Source organism: Paractinoplanes rhizophilus (assembly GCF_042664765.1).
Classification (GTDB): Bacteria; Actinomycetota; Actinomycetes; order Mycobacteriales; family Micromonosporaceae; genus Actinoplanes; species Actinoplanes rhizophilus.
In genome coordinates, this window is sequence record NZ_JBHTBJ010000058.1 from 1 (window position 1) to 19860 (window position 19860).

General features: G+C 68.9%; 21 protein-coding genes. 10 read left to right on the forward strand and 11 right to left on the reverse strand.

The window, feature by feature from the left end; all coding sequences use genetic code 11:
- Positions 1 to 97: 97 nt before the first annotated feature.
- Complete coding sequence (locus ACFQS1_RS37555; protein WP_378977264.1) at positions 98 to 337, reverse strand: hypothetical protein; 240 nt, start codon at positions 335 to 337, stop codon at positions 98 to 100.
- Complete coding sequence (locus ACFQS1_RS37560) at positions 334 to 876, reverse strand: IS110 family transposase (protein ID WP_378977266.1); 543 nt, start codon at positions 874 to 876, stop codon at positions 334 to 336. The genes ACFQS1_RS37555 and ACFQS1_RS37560 overlap by 4 nt, the downstream gene beginning before the upstream one ends.
- Positions 877 to 1142: 266 nt before the next feature.
- Between ACFQS1_RS37560 and ACFQS1_RS37565 the strand changes: the two genes are divergently transcribed.
- The 3 genes from ACFQS1_RS37565 (at position 1143) to ACFQS1_RS37575 (ending at position 2547) form a co-directional block, all read left to right on the forward strand.
- Positions 1143 to 1514 carry a hypothetical protein gene (locus ACFQS1_RS37565; RefSeq protein ID WP_378977268.1) on the forward strand — a complete coding sequence of 124 codons (372 nt, stop codon included), beginning with the start codon at positions 1143 to 1145 and terminating at the stop codon, positions 1512 to 1514.
- Between the two features lie 367 nt (positions 1515 to 1881).
- Positions 1882 to 2229 (forward strand): hypothetical protein, encoded by a 348-nt coding sequence (locus ACFQS1_RS37570; protein ID WP_378977270.1) that lies wholly within the window; start codon positions 1882 to 1884, stop codon positions 2227 to 2229.
- A gap of 15 nt (positions 2230 to 2244) precedes the next feature.
- Positions 2245 to 2547 carry a hypothetical protein gene (locus ACFQS1_RS37575; RefSeq protein WP_378977272.1) on the forward strand — a complete coding sequence of 101 codons (303 nt, stop codon included), beginning with the start codon at positions 2245 to 2247 and terminating at the stop codon, positions 2545 to 2547.
- Between the two features lie 181 nt (positions 2548 to 2728).
- Here ACFQS1_RS37575 and ACFQS1_RS37580 read toward each other — a convergent pair whose 3' ends face one another.
- A complete protein-coding gene (locus ACFQS1_RS37580; RefSeq protein WP_378977274.1) occupies positions 2729 to 3505 on the reverse strand; it encodes a class I SAM-dependent methyltransferase in 777 nt (258 codons plus the stop codon).
- A 204-nt stretch (positions 3506 to 3709) separates the two neighbouring features.
- Between ACFQS1_RS37580 and ACFQS1_RS37585 the strand changes: the two genes are divergently transcribed.
- From ACFQS1_RS37585 to ACFQS1_RS37595, 3 genes are all read left to right on the forward strand, one after another.
- Positions 3710 to 4573: a DUF6597 domain-containing transcriptional factor gene (locus tag ACFQS1_RS37585; RefSeq protein WP_378977276.1), complete on the forward strand. Its 864-nt coding sequence runs from the start codon at positions 3710 to 3712 to the stop codon at positions 4571 to 4573.
- 144 nt (positions 4574 to 4717) lie between these two features.
- A complete protein-coding gene (locus tag ACFQS1_RS37590; RefSeq protein WP_378977278.1) occupies positions 4718 to 6988 on the forward strand; it encodes a hypothetical protein in 2271 nt (756 codons plus the stop codon).
- The gene (locus tag ACFQS1_RS37595; RefSeq protein ID WP_378977280.1) at positions 6985 to 7575 is read left to right on the forward strand and encodes a hypothetical protein; all 591 of its coding nucleotides are present in this window, start codon (positions 6985 to 6987) and stop codon (positions 7573 to 7575) included. Before ACFQS1_RS37590 ends, ACFQS1_RS37595 begins: the two co-directional genes overlap by 4 nt.
- A 203-nt stretch (positions 7576 to 7778) precedes the next feature.
- On the opposite strand, the gene ACFQS1_RS37600 is transcribed toward ACFQS1_RS37595, so the two are convergent.
- Positions 7779 to 8486 (reverse strand): SDR family NAD(P)-dependent oxidoreductase, encoded by a 708-nt coding sequence (locus ACFQS1_RS37600; protein WP_378977282.1) that lies wholly within the window; start codon positions 8484 to 8486, stop codon positions 7779 to 7781.
- Between the two features lie 144 nt (positions 8487 to 8630).
- Here ACFQS1_RS37600 and ACFQS1_RS37605 point away from each other — a divergent pair, with 144 nt between their 5' ends.
- Positions 8631 to 9101, forward strand: coding sequence for a MarR family winged helix-turn-helix transcriptional regulator (locus ACFQS1_RS37605; protein ID WP_378977284.1), 471 nt, complete (start codon positions 8631 to 8633; stop codon positions 9099 to 9101).
- Positions 9102 to 9169: 68 nt separating this feature from the next.
- Here the strand turns inward: ACFQS1_RS37605 and ACFQS1_RS37610 are convergent, their stop codons facing one another.
- Positions 9170 to 10093 carry a LysR family transcriptional regulator gene (locus tag ACFQS1_RS37610; protein WP_378977286.1) on the reverse strand — a complete coding sequence of 308 codons (924 nt, stop codon included), beginning with the start codon at positions 10091 to 10093 and terminating at the stop codon, positions 9170 to 9172.
- Positions 10094 to 10158: 65 nt separating this feature from the next.
- On the opposite strand from ACFQS1_RS37610, the gene ACFQS1_RS37615 reads away from it, so the two are divergent.
- Genes ACFQS1_RS37615 through ACFQS1_RS37625 form a run of 3 tightly spaced genes read left to right on the forward strand, consistent with a single transcriptional unit; the run spans position 10159 to position 13116 of the window.
- Entirely contained in the window at positions 10159 to 11148 is a 990-nt protein-coding gene (locus ACFQS1_RS37615; protein ID WP_378977288.1) for an NAD-dependent epimerase/dehydratase family protein, read from the forward strand.
- 2 nt (positions 11149 to 11150) lie between these two features.
- Positions 11151 to 12347, forward strand: coding sequence for an MFS transporter (locus tag ACFQS1_RS37620; protein ID WP_378977290.1), 1197 nt, complete (start codon positions 11151 to 11153; stop codon positions 12345 to 12347).
- Positions 12348 to 12381: 34 nt separating this feature from the next.
- Positions 12382 to 13116, forward strand: a complete 735-nt coding sequence (locus ACFQS1_RS37625) for an NADPH-dependent F420 reductase (protein WP_378977292.1) — start codon at positions 12382 to 12384, stop codon at positions 13114 to 13116.
- 54 nt (positions 13117 to 13170) lie between these two features.
- Here the strand turns inward: ACFQS1_RS37625 and ACFQS1_RS37630 are convergent, their stop codons facing one another.
- The 6 genes from ACFQS1_RS37630 to ACFQS1_RS37655 all read right to left on the reverse strand — a co-directional run bounded on the left by ACFQS1_RS37630 (position 13171) and on the right by ACFQS1_RS37655 (position 19827).
- On the reverse strand, positions 13171 to 14049 hold the full coding sequence (locus ACFQS1_RS37630; protein WP_378977294.1) for an NADP-dependent oxidoreductase: 879 nt from the start codon (positions 14047 to 14049) through the stop codon (positions 13171 to 13173).
- A gap of 315 nt (positions 14050 to 14364) precedes the next feature.
- Positions 14365 to 15891, reverse strand: coding sequence for a cytochrome bc1 complex cytochrome b subunit (qcrB, locus tag ACFQS1_RS37635; RefSeq protein ID WP_378977296.1), 1527 nt, complete (start codon positions 15889 to 15891; stop codon positions 14365 to 14367).
- A gap of 225 nt (positions 15892 to 16116) precedes the next feature.
- The gene (locus ACFQS1_RS37640; protein WP_378977298.1) at positions 16117 to 16995 is read right to left on the reverse strand and encodes an RNA polymerase sigma-70 factor; all 879 of its coding nucleotides are present in this window, start codon (positions 16993 to 16995) and stop codon (positions 16117 to 16119) included.
- Complete coding sequence (locus tag ACFQS1_RS37645; RefSeq protein WP_378977300.1) at positions 16992 to 17630, reverse strand: carboxymuconolactone decarboxylase family protein; 639 nt, start codon at positions 17628 to 17630, stop codon at positions 16992 to 16994. Before ACFQS1_RS37645 ends, ACFQS1_RS37640 begins: the two co-directional genes overlap by 4 nt.
- A gap of 283 nt (positions 17631 to 17913) precedes the next feature.
- A complete protein-coding gene (locus ACFQS1_RS37650; protein ID WP_378977302.1) occupies positions 17914 to 18093 on the reverse strand; it encodes a hypothetical protein in 180 nt (59 codons plus the stop codon).
- 117 nt (positions 18094 to 18210) lie between these two features.
- Entirely contained in the window at positions 18211 to 19827 is a 1617-nt protein-coding gene (locus ACFQS1_RS37655) for a DHA2 family efflux MFS transporter permease subunit (RefSeq protein WP_378977304.1), read from the reverse strand.
- Positions 19828 to 19860 lie beyond the last annotated feature (33 nt).

Genomic DNA, 19860 nt, shown 5'->3' on the forward strand with positions numbered 1-19860 from the left:
GCCCTGCCCGTCGTCACCGTGGCGTCGGCGACCAACACGATCAACACGCCGCGCCGCACACCAACATCGTCGTCACGCCCAACGGCGCACGCGCCGGCTACGTCGTCGCCCTCAACGGCGGCTGACACTCGGTCAGCCGGTCGATGTTGGCCAACATCATCGCCAGCAGTTCGCCGTGATGCGCGGTGAAGAACCCGGTCAACGCCTCGACCAGCAGCGCGGTCTTGCCGCGCATGCTGGTCCGGGCCAGATCGGCCAGCATCCTCGGGTCGTGTTTGCCGGTTGCCAGGGCGTCGAGCATGTCCCGGCCGGAGACCCCGAACAGGTCACTGATCACGCTGGACAGCTTGATCTGGGCGTCCTCGAGCAGCTTTCCACCCGCTGCTTCTCCCGCGACCGGTCCCGCACCAGCGACCGGCGGTAACGGGTGAAGTCCCGCAACCTGCGGATCGGCTCCGGATGTACCAGCGACGGCCGGAACATGCCCCGCTCGGCGACCTTGGCCAACCACACCGCATCGGCCTTGTCGGTCTTCGGTCGTCCCGGGACGTTCTTGACCTCCCGGGCGTTCGCGAGCTGGCAGTCGAAGCCCTCGGCCTCCAGCAGGTAGTACACCCCTTTCCAATAATCCGACGTCGACTCCATGACCACGGTCGTGACCCGTTCACAGCGCAGCCAGTCCGCCAGCGCCAGCAACTGAGCCGTGCGGGTCTCGAACGAGCGCACCTCCTGCACCCGCCGCCCCGGCTTGCTCGGATGCGGTAGCCGGACGCACGCCTCCAGCACCGCCTTGCCCAGATCGAGCGCCGCGATCCGCTCGACGAACAGGCTTTGATCTTCGTCTTCCTCCACCACGATCCCCTCGACGACCCACACGGCATACCACCAGGCGTGGACGCCCGCGGGAGCCAAAGGGAAACAAAGAAGCGGACCCGCGTGCTCGTGGCAACAATGCGCAGCCCCTCGAAACGGCTCCCGGCGTCAAACTGTCAGACGGCCTCACCTGCGCCAGAGAACCACGACGTCGGCGAGCGACCACGCCCGGATTTTCCCGCATGCGCGGCGTCTCGACGAGACCCCCTAACTGTCAGGGAGAGAGGCATTCCAGCAGTAGGCGAGCGGTGGACCGGATCGGAGTGGACATGCCCTACGAATTCAGCGTTTGGCACGAGGTCTTCTACCAAGACGGCAACAACATTCCGCGCACGGTCACTATTGACCTTGGTGCGCCGATGAGTTGGGTGGCGAAGTCCACGTTGAGCACTGCCTGGTTCGGGGTGCGGGAGCCCAGCAGCGGGTACGGCGTCGCGGCGGACATCATCGACATCGACGGGGCATCAACGCCGGTGGTATACGCCTTCGGCAGCAGCCATCCGAACGATCCGAATACCCATGTATCGATAGCGCATCCGGGAATGATCGGTCAGGCGACGGCGCGCAGGGTCACGTTCCGCGTGCGCGGGACGACATTCGACTCGGCTGCCGTCGCCGTCAACCACCTGCTGGTCCGGTGAGGCTGATGCGAACCCCAGACGGAAGTACACCGCAGCGGTACTACCTCACAATTGATGGTAGGAGCGGAGACATTCTCTGCGCCCATCAGGAGTACGTCGTCGATCGCCTGGACCGGGACGGCGAGGGACGCCTGCGGCCCAGTGACGCGGCGGACGAAGACGCCGTTTTGAATGTAGCCATCAAGGCGAGCGCGTCGGCGCGGGAGGCGCGTGACCGTCTGCGAGTCGTCCGGGTCGAGTGCCCGCCGACCATCGATTTCTCTCTGCACCGCGTAGAGCTCGAGAGCGACACGCTGGTGCGGGTCGAGACCACCGAGCCGCAACGGACCGAGTCAAGCTTGACGCGCCATGCAAACGGGGGACGGTCGTGATCGCAGACGTTATCCGGTCTGGAGGCTGGGCGCAGGCCGGTGGGAACGGCGCACCGCACTCGCTGACCGTCAGCATGGCGCCGCCCCGCGGCACGCTGGTGCGGGCCCAGGCGCAGCTCGCCCGGACGGCGCGCTACAGCTACTCCGACGACCCGTGGTCAGCGTACGCGTTCATCCGCGAATGGTGCTTCGGAGACGTCGGCCAGTGCGTGCTGGCCGACGACCCGGAGTTCGCGCCGAGTTACATCACTGTCTTCGACGCCACGCGCATCACTTTCGAGGTCCGAGTTACGGGCCCGCTGACCTACGGCATGCTGATCGCGACCCTGTTCATCTACGGCTGACAATGAGGCGAAGCAATGAAGCCCAAGCCGGGACTCGTCCCAGAGACGGAAACCTCTGCCACCTTCGTCGTCTATGACACGGCCGACGGAACGATTGTTCATCGCCACAAGGTGACTACTCCCGTCGGGTCGGCTGAGGGACGCCGCGAGGACGCGGAGGAGGCCGCGTTGAATTACGCCCACCGCATCACTGGGACGCAGCGGGATCGCATCGCGGTCCTTCAGGTTGCCGACGACGAGCTGCGACCCGGCGTCGAAAGTCGCGTCGACGTGGAGACGCGCCGCGTGGTCAGGGCCGACGAAGCCGGCCGGGCATAGGGGCGGTCGTACTGCGGCGGGTGGACTCGTGCACCGCGGACCCCGGAGGCGCCGTGCACCGTGGTGCAGCGCGACGGCGTCGGCCTCGATCTGAGTATTCTCCTGGTCAAGACCGGCGCACCGGCGGCGTCGCCGAGCGCGCCGAGCCGTTGCCGTCGAGGCTGCTGAAGAAGTCGACCGGTCACCGCGTGCGCTGCGCGAGGTAGCAGCGGAAGACGAGGCCCATACGCACGGTCCCGTCGGTCCGTGTGCGCGGTGCGAAGTCGGACCGCAGCGCCGTTTCGACGGTCGCGCGGCCGGAGTGCCGGATCGCTGCGGCGACCGGGCCGGCCGGCAGCTGGGCGGCGACCGCCTCGTTCTCGCTTGTGAAATCGACATCGAACGCGATGTCGGCGACGGCCACGGATGCGAACCCGGCAGCCAGCAGCACGCGGCGGGCCGCGTCTGTGTCGGCGAGGTCGAGCACACCGCTGTCGGGCACCTCGCCGTGGTCAGCCAGCGGGTTGATCAGCGCTGCACTCTCGGCCTGCTCGGGACCGGCGCCCACCGTCACGACCGCCCTGCCCGGAAGGGCGGTCACGCGCGCGATCTCGGCGAGCGCGCCACGCGGATCAGCGGCGTAGAGCACCGAGTTGAACGCGGTGACGACGTCGAAGGCGCCGTCACCGAACGGCATGTGCTCGATGTCGTCAACGACGTACCGGGCCGCCGGGCGCCAGTGACGCGCGTACTCGACCAGTCCCGCGGCCGCGTCCAGCCCGGTGACGTCCGCGCCGGCCTGAGCGGCCAACTCGGCGAACAGGCCCGATCCGCAGCCGGCGTCCAGAAGCCGCATACCGGGGCGAAGGTCGATGCGTTCAAGCACCCGCTCGTACAGCGGCCGGATGCGGCCCTCCGCAGTCTGCGCCCAGCCGCGCGGATCGCTGCTCCAGAGTTGGCCCTGGACAGTCGCGTTCACCCGACGCTCCCGCGGGCCCGGCCCAGGTATCGATCTTCCGGTGACCGGGCGGGGCGCGATCGGCGGTCGAGCGCCGGCGGTTCCGCCGAGCGGGAGGTCATGAAGAGGAACATGGCCCGACCGTACGGCCGGACCCGCCACGCGCTCTTGAACAAACCGGGCGTCATTCTGGCGCTAGACCAGCGGGCCGACATACTGGGTCACGTGACCGGCGACCCGTTCTCCGACCCCGCCGCGGGCGGCCAGAGTTACGTCGAGCGCCCGCCCGCTCCGGCATTGCGCGCGCTGGTCTCGTCGGTCTGGGTCCAGCAGGTCGGTCGTGACGCGGCGCCGTACGTCCATCGGCGCATCCCCAACGGTGCCGTCGAGCTCGTCTGCCGGGTCGGCTCGGCCCCGCGGGTGATCGGCCCGCTCACCGAGCCGCTGGTCGAGGTGATCCAGCCGGGTACTTCGGTGATCGGCATGCGTTTCGTGCCCGGCGCCTTCCCGGTGGTCGCGGGGCAGTCCGCTGCGGAGGTGGTCGGGCTCGCCCTCGATGCCGAACATCTGTGGGGCCGCTCGGCAGCCGCCCTCGGCGACGCGGTCGGCACCGCGGCCTCGGCCCGGGAAGCACTCGCCGCCGTGCAGCTCCATGTGCACCAGCTGGCCGGTGCCGCCGAGCCCCCGGACCCGCTCGTAGCCAAGGTGGTTCGCGGTCTTATGCCGTGGCGCAGGGTCGACGTCACGGCGCTGCGCGCGTCTTTGCACATCTCCGAGACGCAACTGCGGCGCCGCTGCCACACGGCTGTGGGGCTCGCACCGAAGACGCTGCACCGCATGCTGCGGTTCCAAGGCTTCCTCGCGCTCGTCCAGCAGGCGATCGCCCAGGGCCGTGCGGTGACGCAAGATGGCCTCGCGCCGCTCGCCCTCCGCGCCGGGTACGCGGACCAGTCCCACCTCACGCGCGAGTGCGTCCGGCTCACCGGCGTCTCCCCGCGGGTGTTCGTCACCGAGACACACCAGGTCTGCGTCTGCGGGCACGATCACTCGGCGTCATTCGCACCCGTACTCCGTGATGGTCGCGGTTGAACGGCTTTGGTTTCGGGTGGTTTCGGGACAAGGTGTACAAAAACTTCCGAAGTCCGCCGCCGGCTGATCACTCTACGTGTCCGATATCTGGCTGACGGTCGCCTCCCGTAAGTCGACGATGGTCCATGCGTTTTGGAGGCACGCATGGTCATGCCGGCTCGTCTCATCCGGTTGGTCCTCGCGGTTTCGGTCATTGCCGTCGCGGCGATTCCGGCCGCCGGCCGAGCGCAAGCGGAGGATGACTTCTCGGTCCTGCCGAACCGGTACGCCGGACTGCCCGGCGAAAGCGTGGCGATCGAGTTCAAGAGCCTGAAGGATGCGCCATTCGTCGACCGCTGCTCAGCCGTCGTGGAGGACGGCTCCGGGCTGGAGGTGGAGTGCGCCAACGGACCCTCGAAGGTGCCCACAGCCACGATCGAGGTGCCGGATCAACCGCCTGGCCCGGTCGTGGTGAGTTGGACGCTCTGGCGCGGCTACTACCAGATCGGCAAGGCCGCGGCGCTGGACCCGAAACCGCTCACCGGCTCCTTCGAACTCACCGTGCTGGCGGTCGAGGTGAAGGTCGTGCCGACGGTTCCCGAGCAGGGCAAGCCCTTCTCGGTCGTCTTCCAGGGCCAGCCGGACGGGCTCCGGATCGCCTCATGCACCGTCCGGGACGCGTCGTGCGACGACGCGAAAGCCACCCTCAGCCTCGGCGAGGATCGGACGCTGATCTGGGGCGCCACCTACGAATGGGACCGGAGGGGCGGGACCGACTCGGGCGACGCCAGGGGCCGGCTGCCGGTCCACGTCGTGCCGCCGCCTCCGGAGTTCGACGTGCGTCCCGCCACTGCGACTGCCGTGCCCGGGTGGCCGTTCGTGGTCACCTTCGCCAGCCTCACGACCGGGGTGACCGTCAAGACCTGCGGACTCACGCTCCCGGCGAAGGCCGACTGCGGCGGGTCCCGGGTTGCCGTGGTCATGATCTCGCCGAAGACGCCGATCGGCAGCACGATCAAGGTGTCCTGGTTCCTGAACTGGAGCAGCACGCGACCGGAAGACGATCCCCGCCAGGTCGAGGGATCGTTCGAGGTGCCCGTCGCGGCGAAGCGGCCGCGGTTCATCGCGAACGTGCAGCCCGACCGGGCCGAGCCGGACGAGGAGGTCACGGTGACGCTCGAGCCGGTCGATCCCGAGGTCCGCATCGAAGGGTGCTACGGCTTCTTCCCGCACGGTGATCTGGGCTCCTGCCAGCGCTCAGCGGATCGGTGGTTCGCCCGCGCCAAGGTCCCCGCGGACGCGCTGCCCGGGGCCACGCTGGTGCGCTGGACCGCGGGGGCGCTCACGCCCGGCGGCGCCGCGGTGGCGGACGACGGCGTGTTGCCGTTCGAAGTGCTGCCGCGGAGCCGGACCAGGCCGACCCGGCCGACGGAGCCGACCCGGCCGACCGAGCCGACCGAGCCGACGCAGCCCGTCCAGCCGACGCAGCCCGTCCAGCCGACGCAGCCCGTCCAGCCGACGCAGCCCGTCCAGCCGACCGGGCCCGAGCCGCGGCCCGTGTTTGTCGCGGTGACAGACCCGGAGGCAGCGGAGCCGGGGCGGGCCGTGTCGGTGACCATCGAGGCGCTGACCGCGGGCACCGGCATCACCGGGTGCCACGCCGCCTTCGCCGGGACCGGTGGGTCGGTGTGCGAGCAGTCCGGCGCGCGCTGGACCGCCACCGTCGCCGTCCCGGAGGACGCCGCGGCCGGCGACCTCCCGCTGCTCTGGCACGTCACGGCCGGAGCCGCCGAGGGCGGAGGCTCGGTCAGCTACCGAGTGCTGAGCCGGGGAACGCCGGCGCCCGCCGATTTCGCCATTGAGCTCGATCCGGCACAGGTTAAGGCCGGTGAGCGGGTCACGGTCACCCATCGCGCGTACGACGAGGGTGTGACCATCACAGGGTGCAGCGCCGCCTACAGTCCGGGTGGTGCGCCAGCCGCCTGCCACGACACCGGGCAGGGCTGGGCGGCCGACGTCGAGGTGCCGGGCGATGCGCCGGCGGGCATCGGCAGGCTGCTCTGGCACGTGTCCTACGACCGGGTCGCGCCGTCCACTGCCGACGGCGAGGTCGGCATGCCGGTGCTGGCCCCGCGGGTGGAGGAGAGGTCCTGGCCGGCGAAGCTGTGGGACTACCTGCGCAAGGGTGGCATCGCCCTCGCCGGGTTCGCCGCGCTGATCGCCTGGCGGCTCGCGGGGCCGGCAATCCGACGGCGATGGAAACAATTCCGCGACGAGCGGGTCGAACCGCTCCCGGACCACTCGATCCGGCTCGTCCGGCCGCGTGGCGCCCCGCGTGTGGCGCTCGCGGAGCCGGACGGCCCGCCCGTGCCCGTCCTCCGCCTGACCCTCCGTCGCGGGGTGCCCCGCATCCGAGTGCACCAGGAGTTCCGATGACCGGTGACGCGTCACTGCGGTCGTTCTTCTTCCCGGCCGACCCGGCCGGCGCCGGCGCCGCGCTGAGCGAGGCGGCCGCCGGCGTCAACCTCGGCGGCTTGACGCCGGCCGCGCGCAAGGCCCTGCTGACCGAGGTCGGTGAGGAGGCCGCCAAGGTGCTCGACCTCGGGATCGACGACATCTTCCGCGGCGTCTGGGACAAGTACAAGCAGCTTCTCGACGCGGCCGAGCGGACCGCGGCCGCGCCCGGCTCGGTCGAGGCGGTGCCACTGCTCGATCGGCGGATGTCGTTCGAGGACGGGCCCGGCGTCGAGGTGCGGATCGCCGATCTGCCGCCGTTCACGATCCCGGTCGTGATCGCGCTCGAGATCACCGTGCACGGCCTGAGCGCAGTGGTGGGCAACGCCCTGCTCAAGGCGGTCCGGGCCGGTTCGGCAGACGTGACCGGCACGCTGACGATTGCCGGGCAGTTGGTGGCCGAGCAGCAGGCGACGATCGACCTACCCGGGGTCCTGCGGTTCGGCGAGGGTATTCCGCTAGGCGAGCCGCCCGGGACCGGGTGGCACCGCCGTTCCGAACTAGACTAGAGGCTAGCGAGGGGGCGTTTAGAGGCTCGCGAGGGCCGGGCTGAGGTCGGTCGCGTCTGCCAGAACCTCGACCTCGCCAGCCAGGGTGGCCAGGCCTGGCTGACCCGGACCATGGCCTCGGCGACGGCGGTGTCCCGCGGCTCCAGCTTTATGAGATCCACCGGCTGGCAGAACCTGGCCGAAGCCGCCGGCCGACGTCGTCTTCAGATGTGGCCGCCGTCGACGTTCAGGTCGATGCCGTTCGCGAGGGAGTTCTCGAGCAGGAAGAGACAAGCGTCCACGATCTCGCTCATCGTGCCGAGCCGCCCGATCAACGAGTCCTTGCGGAATCCCTCGAGGATTGTTGCTACTGCGGGGTTGCCGTGCCAGAACGGGCTGTCCTCGATCGGGCCGGGATGGATCGCGTTGACCCGCACCGGCGCGAGTTCGACGCTCAACGTCCGGATCAGGCCGGTGATCGCGCCGTTCACCGCGGTGACGGTGGTCGAGCCGGGGTACGGGTAATCTTTGGCTACGCCGCCGAAGAACAGGACCGACGCGTCCGGGGCCATCCGCGGGGCGAGTGCACTCACGACCGCTGTGTAGCCGACGACCTTGGTGACGGCCAGCAGCGATGCTTTAGCCACGTCGTAGGCGCCGATGGTGTTGCGGTCACGGATCATGCCGACGACGGCGAGCCGGTCGACCCGCTCGACGGGGGCCAGTATTTCCGCGAGTTCGGCCGGGCGGGTCAGGTCGAGCGCCAGCCCGGTGACGGTGCCGGACACGTCCTTGGACAGCTCATCCGCCACTTCGGTAGCGCGCTCCGGGCTGCGCCCGGTGATGATGACATTCGCGCCTCGGCTGGCGTACTCGGCCGCCAGCAGGCGACCGGTTCCCTGTGTTGCTCCAATGATCAGGACCGACTTCACGATTCTTTGACTCCTTCTGAAAGATGTTTCGCATGAAGCACGTATGTGGTTCCACCGGGCGGCACCCAGCAGAATGGTTCATATGTGAACCGAACAGTATTCGGCGCTTGGTTCACATGTCAACCAAACGGTAGAGTGATGGTCATGACGGAGGTGCGGTGGCTGAACGACCAGGAACAGCGGTCCTGGCGCAGCCTGATGACGATGCAGGACGGCCTGGCGCAGTACATCGAGCGGCAGCTGCGCAACCGGCACGGGCTGTCCCACGCCGACTACCAGGTCTTGGCCCACCTCTCGGAGGCGCCCGAGGGTCAACTGCGGTCGTACGAGCTCCGCCGGCTGCTGCGCTGGGAGAAGAGCCGCCTGTCCCAGCACCTCGGTCGGATGCAGAGCCGCGGCCTGGTGTCCCGCGAGCCGTGCCGCACGGACCAGCGGGGGGTGAGCGTCGCCATCACGGACCGGGGCAGTGACCTGGTCAGGGCCGCCGCCCCGCAGCACGTGGCCGACGTCCGCGACGCGCTCATCGACCACCTGACCGCGGCCGAGCTCAAGGTACTCGCCGCCATCGGCGACAAGGTTCGCGACCGGTTGGCAGCGCTGGACCAGGAAACTTGACAACGATCCCCGACGCTCGACCACTCACGAGCAGAAACTTCATCCCCGCCGTCCTCGACCGGTCGCATTCACCCGGCGGATGGCTCGTCGTCGGCGAGTTGGGCCCGTACGTCGCCGGGCACCCGTACGCCACGAGCCCGCAGGTGGGCGACGAATCGTGCGGTGAGTGGGCCGGAACCGGTGGATGTCACCGCGACCAGTTGCCTGGTCCATCGGGGCGTGAAGGATCGGACCGTGCCCGGGAAGCCCGCACTGACCGCGCTGACCGGGGTAACGGCGAGGCCGAGGCCGGCCGCAGCGAGCTGGGGGGCCGCGCTGGTCACCGATGTTCTCATCACCGGCTCTGGGCGGACGCCGGCCTGGCTGAGCGACCAGTCGAGCCAGTTTGCGAGACCGTTGTCCGGCGCGAAATGGACGAGCCGCTCACCGTCGAGATCGCTCAGCGTCACCGACGGCCGCTGGGCGAAAGGGTGGTCTTTCGGCGCTGTCAGCACGATCTCTTCCTCGGCGACCGCGGTGGCGGTGAACCGCTCAGGCGCGGGGCCCGGCAGCAGTAACACGTCGGCTTCGTCGGACTCGATGAACCCGAAGAGTTCGCCCGGCACGGCGGACTCCCGCAGGCTGATCGTTACGTGCGGCTGACGCCGGTGCCAGTCACGGATGACCGGCGCGAGCAGCGGAACGGTCAGGCTCTGCGCGCAGGCCAGTCGCAGCGTTCCCCCGGATGCTTCGGCTGCGGCACGTGCCGAGCGCACCGCCGACGCGGCCGCGTCGATGGCTCGCCGCGCGTCAGCGACGGCGGCTCGTCCGGCAGGGGTGAGCTTGACGCCGCGCGGTTCGCGGTGCAGCAGTGGCGTCCGGGTCTCGCGCTCCAGTGCGGCGAGCTGGTGGGAGATCGCGGGTTGCGACGAGTGCAGCAGCCGGGCCGCCTGGGTGATCGATCCCGTGTCCGCGACCGCTACCAGACACTCCAACGCCCGCAACGAAGCCATCCACGAATTTTATCGCAAACCTCCAAAGCATGAATGTTTTGGAGGGAAGCGGAGGGCGCCGGTAATTGCTGAGCAAGCAAGAGCCTTCTTCCCAATCTCGGGTGAGGGCGCCTTCGCTGAGGGAGAGCCACATGGCACAGGCATTCGTAACCGGTGGGTCCGGCTTCATCGGCCGGAGGCTGGTTCGCCGGCTTCTCGACGAGGGGCATACGGTCCGCGTCCTGGTCCGCAGTGCGGCGTCGGCTGACGTCGTTGCAGCGTTGGGCGCGGAGCCGGTACGGGGTGAGTTGACCGACTCCACCACATTGCGGGAGCACGTCACGGACAGTGAGGTGTTCTTCCACCTGGCGGCGGAGACGGACGTCACGGCCGACCGCGCGCGGCACGAGCTCGTGACGGTCCAGGGCACCCGGGCAGCGGTGGACGCGGCTCGCTTCGCCGGTGTTCCCCGGTTCGTTCATTGCGGCAGCGAAGCCGCGCTCCTGGCCGGTGAGCCGCTCGTGGACGTCGACGAGACCGCACCGCTGCGCGCGGATTCAGAAGCCGCGTACTGCGCGGCGAAGGCCGAATCCGAAGCTGTTGTCCTCGACGCGAACGGTCCGGGTTTCGTCACGGTGTCGATCCGCCCGCGGTTCGTCTGGGGACCCGAAAGCTTCCTCCTCGAGGGACTCGCGGCGGCGGCGAAGGCGGGACAGTTCGCCTGGCTCGGCGGCGGCCGGCACACGACCGACGTGACGTTCGTCGACAACGTCGTCGAGGGCTTCATTCTCGGATGGCATCGCGGCCGGCCCGGTCAGGCGTACTTCATCACCGACCAGCATCGCGTGATCCTGCGGGAATTCCTCGAGGCCCAATTCGAGATGTACGGCGTCGACGCCCCGATCCCCGACGTGGATGCCAGCGAGGTCGCCGTGCCCCTGCGGTGGTTCCTGGGCCAGACGTGCACGCTGCGGATCGACAAGGCCGTCGCCGAACTCGGATATCAGCCGGTGATCTCGCACGCCGACGGCCTGGCCGCCGTGCGGGACTCACTGGCCGGCAATCGGAAGGCCTGATCATGTCGTTGACGACCGAGAAGGAACCGCGCGTCCGCAAGGATGTCAAACTCCCGCTGGGCGCCCTGTTGACGTTGTTCACGGCGGGCTTCCTGGGAATCATCAACGAGACGATCCCGGCCGGGCTGCTGCCCAGGATGTCCGAGAGCCTCGGGCTCTCCGAGGCCACCGCCGGTCAGACCGTCACCGTGTACGCGTTGGCGACGGCGGTCACGGCGATCCCGCTCAACGCCGCCCTGAAGAACTGGGACCGCCGGATCGTCCTGGTAGCGGCGCTGGTCACCTTCGCCGGCGCGAACGCTGTCGTAGCGCTCGTGGGCAGCTTCTCGGTCATCCTGGTCGCGCGGTTCGTCGCCGGCGTCGGAGCGGGACTGATCTGGTCGAACATCGGCGGGTACGCGGCTCGAATCACTCCGGCGGCGTTGCGGGGCAAGGCCATCGCCATTGCCATGGCAGGCACGCCCGTCGCACTGTCGCTCGGGCTTCCGCTGGGCACCTTCCTGGGCGATGCCGCCGGGTGGCAGGCGACATTCGGCGTGGCGGCCGCGGTCAGCGTCGTCCTCATCGTCTGGGTGTTCGTCTCCCTGCCCAGCCTTCCGGGCCAGTCGGAGAACGGCCACGTTCGTTTCGCGACCATCCTGCGTACCCCCGGAGTACGGTCGATTCTCTGGGTCGTCGGCGGATTCGTGGTCGCCCACACCATCCTGTACACCTACATCGCTCCGCTGGCCGCCGCAGCCGGCGTCGGTGGCCAGATCGAGTGGATCTTGGTGGTGTTCGGTGTCGCCGCACTGCTCAGCATCTGGGCAACCGGATCGTACGTCGACCCGCACCACCGCCGGCTGATCATCATGAGCGTGGTCGTCCTCGGCGCCAGCGCCCTGGTCCTCGCGTCCGCTCGGGTCAACCCCGTGCTCCTGTACCTCGGCGTGGCCGCCTGGGGCTTCGGGTTCGGCGGTTCCGCCACCCTCTTCGTCACCGCCGGCATCCGAGCCGCCGGTACGGACGGCGTCCAGCCGATGCTCGTGACCGTCTTCAATCTCAGCATCGCGGCCGGCGGAGTTCTCGGCGGCCTCGTACTCTCCGGGCCAGGCGTCACCTCCATTCCGTGGACCGCCGCCGCCATCATGATTCCCACCGTCATCGCCACCATCGCGGGTAGGCGACACGCTTTCCCGCACTGGCCGGCAGGCGCGTGACACCCCTGCGTTCGTCGAAGGAATGGGGAATCTCATGTCCCATAACGACAAGCTGACCATCGGCACCATCGGTGCGGGTCGCGTCGCCCAGACCATTGCCCGCCTCGCCCTCGCGGCCGGCCATGAAGTCATCCTGAGCAACAGTCGCGGCCCCGAGTCACTCACCGATCTCGCCGACCACCTGGGCGCGGGTGCGTCCACAGGCACCGTCAACGACGCCGCACGAGCCGACATCACAGTCCTGGCGGTCGGCTGGGACCAGGTGCCCGCCGCCCTCGGGAACGGGGTAGACCTCAGCGGGCGGATCGACGCCCCGCCGGCGGCGGTGTGGCCGTGGCTGGTGCAGATGGGCAGTGGGCGTGGCGGCGCCTACACGTACGACTGGATCGAGAACCTGTTCGGCCTGAACATGCACAGCGCCGATCGCATCCTGGCGGAGTTCCAGCACCTCGCGGTCGGCGACGTGCTGCCGCTGGGGCCGCAGGGTCCCGGCATGCGGGTGCAGATCTGCGACCCGGGGCGTACGCTCGCGTTCCGTTCCACCGAGGCCGACTGGGTCTGGACCTTCCGCCTGGCCGGCCGGGCGCACGGCACCCGGCTGGTCAGCCGCAATCGCAGCGCAGTGACCTACTCGGGCCCGGCGCGGTGGCTCACCAACCGGCTCGTCGTCGAACCGGGCAGCCTGATCATGGACGGCGCATGCTGCTGGGCATCAAGGAGCGAGCCGAGTCCGTGCTCGTCTGACCAGAGGTTCTCGACCCACTCGTGATCGCGCGAGCCGATGACCGCCACCGCGGCAGGCTCGTCGCCGCCACGCTCTCCGTCAGCCGACCGTCAGCACGAGCTTTCCGCGCAGGCCACCCGCCAGTACCCGCCGGTGCGCGTCGGCTGCTTCGGTCAACGGCATCGTGGCCGCGACCCGCGTGCGCAGACGTCCCGCCGCCACCTGCTCCACCAGGTCGGCCAACAACTTGCGGTCGAGCCGGATGAGTTGCAGTTCCTGGCGTATACCCCGTGCCGGAACGATGGGCGGCGTGGGCCGGGTCGCCACCAGGATCCCCCTGTCCTCGACGGCGGCGGCCGCCGCCTCACCGAGGGGGACCGCGTCGAACACCGCCGCCACGGGCCCTATCCTGGCCAGGTCGGCGGAACGGGAAACTACCTCGTGCGCACCGAGACTGTGCACCCATTGTTCGTCCCCGTGGCTGGCCTGCGCCAGGACGCGGTAGCCGCCCTGAGCGGCAAGCTGCGTGGCGAAGCCGCCGACACCGCCGCTGGCGCCGGTGACCAGAATGCTGCTGCCGGCCGGAAGCATGGCCCGTGACACGAGTGACAGCCCCTGGTGTGCGGTCTGGGCGTTGAGCGGCACTGTGGCGGCGGACACGAACTCGAGCCCGTCCGGCAACCGCACCAACCAGTCCACGTCGGCGGCCACGAACTCGGCATAACCGCCGGGTACGCCCCGAGTCGTGTACCACGGAATCATCCCGACGACACGGTCACCCACCCCGAGATCGGCCGTGTCGGGACCGACCGAGGCCACCTCGCCGGCGATATCCCACCCGGGTGAGAACGGCGGAACATCCGGCCCAAGAGGGATTTCCCCGGTGGTGGCGGCCACGTCAGCCGGGTGCACACAGACCGCGCGGATCCGCACCACTACCTGCCCGCGACCCGCCTCAGGCTCGGGCAGCTCGGTCACTTGCAACACCTCAGGACCGCCGAGCGCGGCCGCGACGACTCCTAGCACGCGTCCACTCTAGACGCCCGCCCACCGGCTCGTCCGGCCGAGAACACGCCGGCCGTGCCGCCCGCGCACCACGACCACGGCGAGCGGGCGATCAGGGCGAGTGGGCGACCACTGGCGTACGCGTGCTTGTTGGTTGTTTTGTCGTGCCCCGGCGGCGAGGACGGCTGGCCGGTGCTCAGCGGCCCGGGATCGGACGTGCCGCGGTGAAGACGTCCTCGTCGAAACCGTCAGGGACGTCGCGAGTGCAGGCCAAGCCGCCGCGGCCGCTCATCGACTGGTGAGCTCCTTCTCCGGTTGTGGCTTCCGCTCCGGCTTTCTCTCCACCGGCACGAAGAAGCCTTTGACCGCCGGGGCCAGTGCGCCGAGCCGGTTCATCTTCTTGGGTACGACCCAGCCCGCGTACTCGGCCGGTGGGAGCGGCTGGTGCACCTCGACGAAGCCGCCGTCCGGGAGCCGGCGGATGATGCCGGTTTCGATGCCGTGCGCCAGCACCTCCCGGTCGTGCTGCTGCAGCCCCAGGCAGATCCGGCGGGTCACGTAGTAGGCGAGTGGCGACACCACCAGCAACCCGATCCGGCCCGCCCAGGTCATCGCATTCAGGCTGATGTGGAACTTGTCGGCGATGATGTCGTTGCCACCCGAGATCAAGCAGATGAGGAAGAACGACAAAGCCATTACCCCAAGTCCCGTACGGGCGGGGTTGTCCCGCGGCCGGTCGAGGAGGTTGTGCCTTCTCCGGTCGCGATGGCGCCGCGCCTCGATCCACGGGTACGCCATCGGTGCCACGGTGAGGATGCCGGGCAACACCACGGCCGGCCAGAAGATCGGCGGGATGCTGTAGTTGCCGAGGTAGATCTGCCAGCTCGGCATCAGCCGGATCGCGCCGTCCAGGAACATCACGTACCAGTCGGGCTGGCTGCCGGCCGACACCTCGGAGGCGCGGTACGGGCCGTACAGCCACACCGGGTTGATCTGGAACAGGCCGGCCGTCAGCGAGACGACCGCGAAGACGGCCATGAAGAAGCCGCCCTGCTTGAGCGCGTACCGGGGCACGAACCGCTCGCCGACCACGTTGTTCTCGGTGCGCCCGGGACCGGGCCACTGGGTGTGCTTCTGCACGAACACGAGGGCGACGTGCACGGTGATGAGCGCGAACAGCGCGGCCGGCAGCAGCAGCACGTGCACGATGTAGAGCCGCCCGACGATGAGATGGCCGGGGAAGTCGCCGCCGAAGAGCGCCGCCGACAGCCAGCTGCCGGCCACCGGAACGGACAGCACGATGGCCTGTGCGATCCTCAGCCCGGCGCCGGAGAGCCCGTCGTCGATCATCGAGTACCCGGTGAACCCGGCCAGGAACGCCAGCCAGAACAGCAGCAGGCCGATCACCCAGTTCGCCTCGCGCGGCTTGCGGAACGCGCCGGTGAAGAAGATGCGCAGCATATGCACCACGATGGCGGCCAGGAACAGCAGCGCCGCCCAGTGGTGCATCTGCCGGATGAACAGCCCGCCGCGCACCTCGAACGAAAGCCGCAAAGACGACTCGTACGCCGCCGACATCGACGTCCCGCGCAGGGCAGCGTACGGACCGTCGTACGTGATCTCGCGCATCGACGGGTCGAAGAAGAGCGTGAGGAAGACCCCGCTGAGCAACAGCACGATGAACGAGAACAGCGCGATCTCGCCGAGCAGGAACGACCAGTGGTCGGGGAAGACCTTGTTCAGCAGTCCCCGCAACGGCGTGGCGGCCCGGTAGCGCTCATCGACGCCCTTGGCCGTCCTCTCGATCGCGCGCATGCCACGCCCCTCCCCGCTCGCCTCCCGCTTGAACACAAGACGACGTAGCACCCCGGAATGTGACGCTCTCGTGCTCAAAGGGTCGCGACGGGTGACGGCAATCACGGCGACCACGATCGCTACCAGCGACCAGGCGGCGTACACGACCCGCGCCCCGGTGGTGGTCATCGGATAGGGCACATGCTGACGCCTCGTTCTATCGGCCGATGGCATCACCGCTTCGACTCACCGTCGTAGCTCGGCCACCCGGCCCAGCCGCTCGAGTTTGTGCGGGTTGCGGATCGCGTAGATCTGGGTGATCCGGCCGCCTTCAACGACGAACGACACGGCCGTGTCGTTCTCGCCGCCGGGGTCGATGCGCGCCGCGATGCCACCGTTGAGGTCGAGAATGAAAGCCCTGGTGCCGGGCGCGACCTCGGCGAAGCGAGCCATCACGGGGGCGAGCTTCGCGGCCCCGCGGACCGGCTTCGGGATTGTCGGGGCCAGGCCGCCGCCGTCGCCTACGACGAGCACGTCGGGAGCCAGCACCTCGAGCAGTCCGGGCAAGTCGCCGGTGGTCAGCGCGGCGAGGAACCGCTCGACCACCTGCTTCTGCTCCGTGCGGCTCACCGACATCCGCGGCCGGCGCGCCGCCACGTGCTTACGGGCCCGCGTCGCGATTTGGCGCACCGCCGCGGATGACTTGTCCAGCGCCTCGGCGATCTCGTCGTATGGCACGTCGAAGACCTCGCGGAGTACGAAGACCGCGCGCTCCGTCGGCAGCAGCGTCTCGAGCACGGCCAGCATGGCGATCGACACGCTCTCGGCCAGCTCCACGTCCTCGGCGACGTCCGGGCTGGTCAGCACGGGCTCGGGCAGCCACTCGCCCACGTACTCCTCGCGCTGCCGCGCGAGCGTGCGCAGCCGGTTGAGGCAGAGCCGGGTCACGATTCGCACGAGGTACGCCCGGGGGTCCCGGACCTCGCCGCGCTCGGCGTCGCCCAAGGCTGCCCAGCGCAGCCAGGTTTCCTGCACCACATCCTCGGCGTCGGCGACCGAGCCGAGCATCTCGTAGGCGACGGTGAACAGGAGGCTGCGGTGGGCGAGGAATGGGCCCTCGGTCATGACGTGGACGCTACTCCCGGTCGCTCGGCCAGCGGCTTCAGTCCGCAGGCAGCAGCGAAGCCGTCGGACTCGATGCCGAGCGCTACGTTGCCGCGCGTGCTCATGTTGGCGAATGCGATCACCGAGGTGAGCTCGACCATGGCGGCAGATCCCAGCTCGGCATGCAGCCGGTCCACCAGTTCGTCGGTCACGGTCGGCGGTGTCTGGCTCATCGCCTCGGCGTACTCCAGGACGTCCCGCTCCAGCGCAGTAAAAACGTTCACCTCCCGCCACCGTGGGATCTCGCGCGCCTTCTCTATGTCGAGCCCTTTGTTGCGGGCCTCGAAGTAGTTGAAGTCCAGGCACCACGTGCAGCCGACCAGCGACGCGACCGCCATGTGGGCGAATGACTTCAGGCTCTCGTCACAGGCGTTCCATTTCTGCACCTTGCCGCCGAGGCCGAAGCTGGCGAAGAGCACCTTGGGGTTGTGCCAGAAGATGCCCACGGCTGTCGGCACCCTGCCCAGCTTCTTCTCGATCATCCGCCGGATCAGCACTCCCTTGACGCCGCTGATCTTGGCCGGGGGGATGCGGGTCGTGTGCCCCGTGTCTGCTCCTGCGTCGGTCGTTGCGCCGACGGGTTGGTACGTCGTCATGCCATGGAGACACCGGCCGGGCCGCGGAAGTGACATCGACCGGGAAACGGGGTGGCCTGCATTTGTAGATGGCCTCGGTATATTGGATCTTGGTCAAGGCATCATCGAGGGATCGCCGTCTTGATCCTCCCGTCCGAGCGCACGATGGCCGACACGTCCGCGCCCGACCTGGCCGGCGTGGCCGGGACGCAACGGAATGACCTCCATACGGCGATCGGAACACGGATCCTGGTATCCAGGGCAGCGTCGATCGCGCGGGTGTAGAAGGCGCGGGCGGCGCCGATCACGTTCTCGACGGCGTGCCGCCCACCGCGGTCGTTGCGGCGTCGTAATATCCGGATCTGGACACTTTCAGCCACGTGCACATCTGCACCATCGACGGCTTGTCCGGTGTTTCGTTCTGCAGAGAGGTTGCGTATTCCACGTCGATGAACTCGAACGTGTCGCTCAGCGATGATCCCACGGCCTCTTCTCGGAATTCAGGCGAGAACGTTCTTTTCGGACGCGGCAATAGACTTCGTCTTCAGACGAACCAATTCTACTTGGTTCGTCTGTCCGGAAAATCCGTGGCAGCTCAGCCTCACGTTGTGGGTGTTCTGGGAAGACCGACTGTGAGGAGTAGCCCGACGGCGAGCGTGGCGGCTGCGACCCAGAGGGTGGTCTGACTGGCGGTGATCATGGCGTTGGTTGCGGCTTGGGCGATGTCGCTGCCGTTGGGTGCGGCTTGTAGCCCTGCGATGGCGGTTCCGGCGCTCTGGCTGACGGCGGTGGTGAGCGCGTTGGTGGTGGTTTCGGGTAGGTGCAGGGCAGCCAGGTTGTGATGGGTGGCGTTGGTGAGCTGGTTGATGAGTAGTCCGCCGAGGGCGGCGACGCCGAGGGCGGAGCCGAGTTGGCGGATGGTGCTCTGGATGCCGGAGGCTTGGCCGCTTTGCTGGGGTGGGACGTCTGATAGCAGCAGGGCGGTCAGCTGGGCGGTGGCCATGCCGACGCCGGTGCCGTAGACGAACAGCAGGGCGCAGATCAGCCAGGTGGGGATCGTGGTGGAGACGGTCAGGGCGAGGGCGGCGACGGCGAGGGCTTCGAGGGCGAGTCCGGTCTGGACGATGGCTCGGCGCGACAGGTGCTTCGAGAGCTGCGGCAGCATGCCGGAGATGAGGAAGGTGCCCAGGGCGAGGGCGACGATGATGGCGCCGGTGCTCAGCGCGGTGTAGCCGAGGCTGCCTTGCAGCAGCAGCGGCAGGGTGAACAGCAGGCCGAACTCGCCGACGGCCACGATCATCGCGGCGACGACACCGGAGCGGAAGCTGCGCAAGGTGAACAGGCGTAGGTCGATGAGTGCGGGGTGGCCGACAGCTGCGCGGCGGCGTTCGTAGACGATGAAAGCGACGATGAGCACGATGCCGGCGGTCAGCGCCGGACCTACTGGTGAGGCCGAGCCGTTGTCCTGCCGCCACCACCCGAACCATTGGCCTTCGATGAGGGCGAAGACGATGGCGCCCATCCCGAGGGCTGACAGGGCCACACCGACAGGGTCGCCGCCTGGTGTGGTCGCCGTGTCGCGGGTTTCGGGGACGGCGCGGATGATGCCGGTGACGATGAGCAGTCCGATCGGAATGTTGAGCCAGAACGCCCATCGCCAGGAGGCGTCGGTGGCCAGCCAGCCGCCGATGAGGGGGCCGATGGCGGCCATGCCACCGATGGCGGATCCCCAGACGGCGAACGCGATGGTGCGGGCGCGGCCGGAGAACATGGCGTTGAGGGTGGACAGGGTGCTGGGCACGATCATGGCGGCGCCGACCCCCTGGGCGAGACGGGATCCGATGAGCATGGGTGCGGTGCTGCTGGCTCCGGCGACCGCCGAGGCAGCCATGAACAGGATCATTCCGGAGAGGAACAGGCGTCGTCGGCCGCGCAGATCGCCGAGGCGGCCGAGGGTCAGCAGCAGGGCGGCGAAGACAAGCGAATAGGCGGCGTTGGTCCATTGTGCGTCGGCGGCGCTGAGTCCGAGGTCTTTGATGACGACGGGGAGCGCGACGTTGACGATCGTGGCGTCCATGATCACGATTGACACGCCGAGGGCGATGCAGGTCAACGCGAGCCAGCCGCGCTTGTCGATGTGCTCGGTGGGCGCCGGCGGCCTCGACTCGGTGGAGCCGGGCGTTGTGTGCGGATCCGGACCGGCTTGAGAGATGCTCACCTGACCATCTTACCGACATGGTGTCGGCAACAG

Excerpts from the sequence above, each read along its gene's own strand:
- ACFQS1_RS37565 (WP_378977268.1), top strand. The coding sequence starts at position 1,143 with ATGCCCTACGAATTCAGCGTTTGGCACGAGGTCTTCTACCAAGACGGC.
- ACFQS1_RS37575 (WP_378977272.1), top strand. The coding sequence starts at position 2,245 with ATGAAGCCCAAGCCGGGACTCGTCCCAGAGACGGAAACCTCTGCCACC.
- ACFQS1_RS37590 (WP_378977278.1), top strand. The coding sequence starts at position 4,718 with ATGGTCATGCCGGCTCGTCTCATCCGGTTGGTCCTCGCGGTTTCGGTC.
- ACFQS1_RS37595 (WP_378977280.1), top strand. The coding sequence starts at position 6,985 with ATGACCGGTGACGCGTCACTGCGGTCGTTCTTCTTCCCGGCCGACCCG.
- ACFQS1_RS37605 (WP_378977284.1), top strand. The coding sequence starts at position 8,631 with ATGACGGAGGTGCGGTGGCTGAACGACCAGGAACAGCGGTCCTGGCGC.
- ACFQS1_RS37610 (WP_378977286.1), bottom strand. The coding sequence starts at position 10,093 with ATGGCTTCGTTGCGGGCGTTGGAGTGTCTGGTAGCGGTCGCGGACACG.
- ACFQS1_RS37620 (WP_378977290.1), top strand. The coding sequence starts at position 11,151 with ATGTCGTTGACGACCGAGAAGGAACCGCGCGTCCGCAAGGATGTCAAA.
- ACFQS1_RS37625 (WP_378977292.1), top strand. The coding sequence starts at position 12,382 with ATGTCCCATAACGACAAGCTGACCATCGGCACCATCGGTGCGGGTCGC.
- qcrB (WP_378977296.1), bottom strand. The coding sequence starts at position 15,891 with ATGCGCGCGATCGAGAGGACGGCCAAGGGCGTCGATGAGCGCTACCGG.
- ACFQS1_RS37640 (WP_378977298.1), bottom strand. The coding sequence starts at position 16,995 with ATGACCGAGGGCCCATTCCTCGCCCACCGCAGCCTCCTGTTCACCGTC.
- ACFQS1_RS37645 (WP_378977300.1), bottom strand. The coding sequence starts at position 17,630 with ATGACGACGTACCAACCCGTCGGCGCAACGACCGACGCAGGAGCAGAC.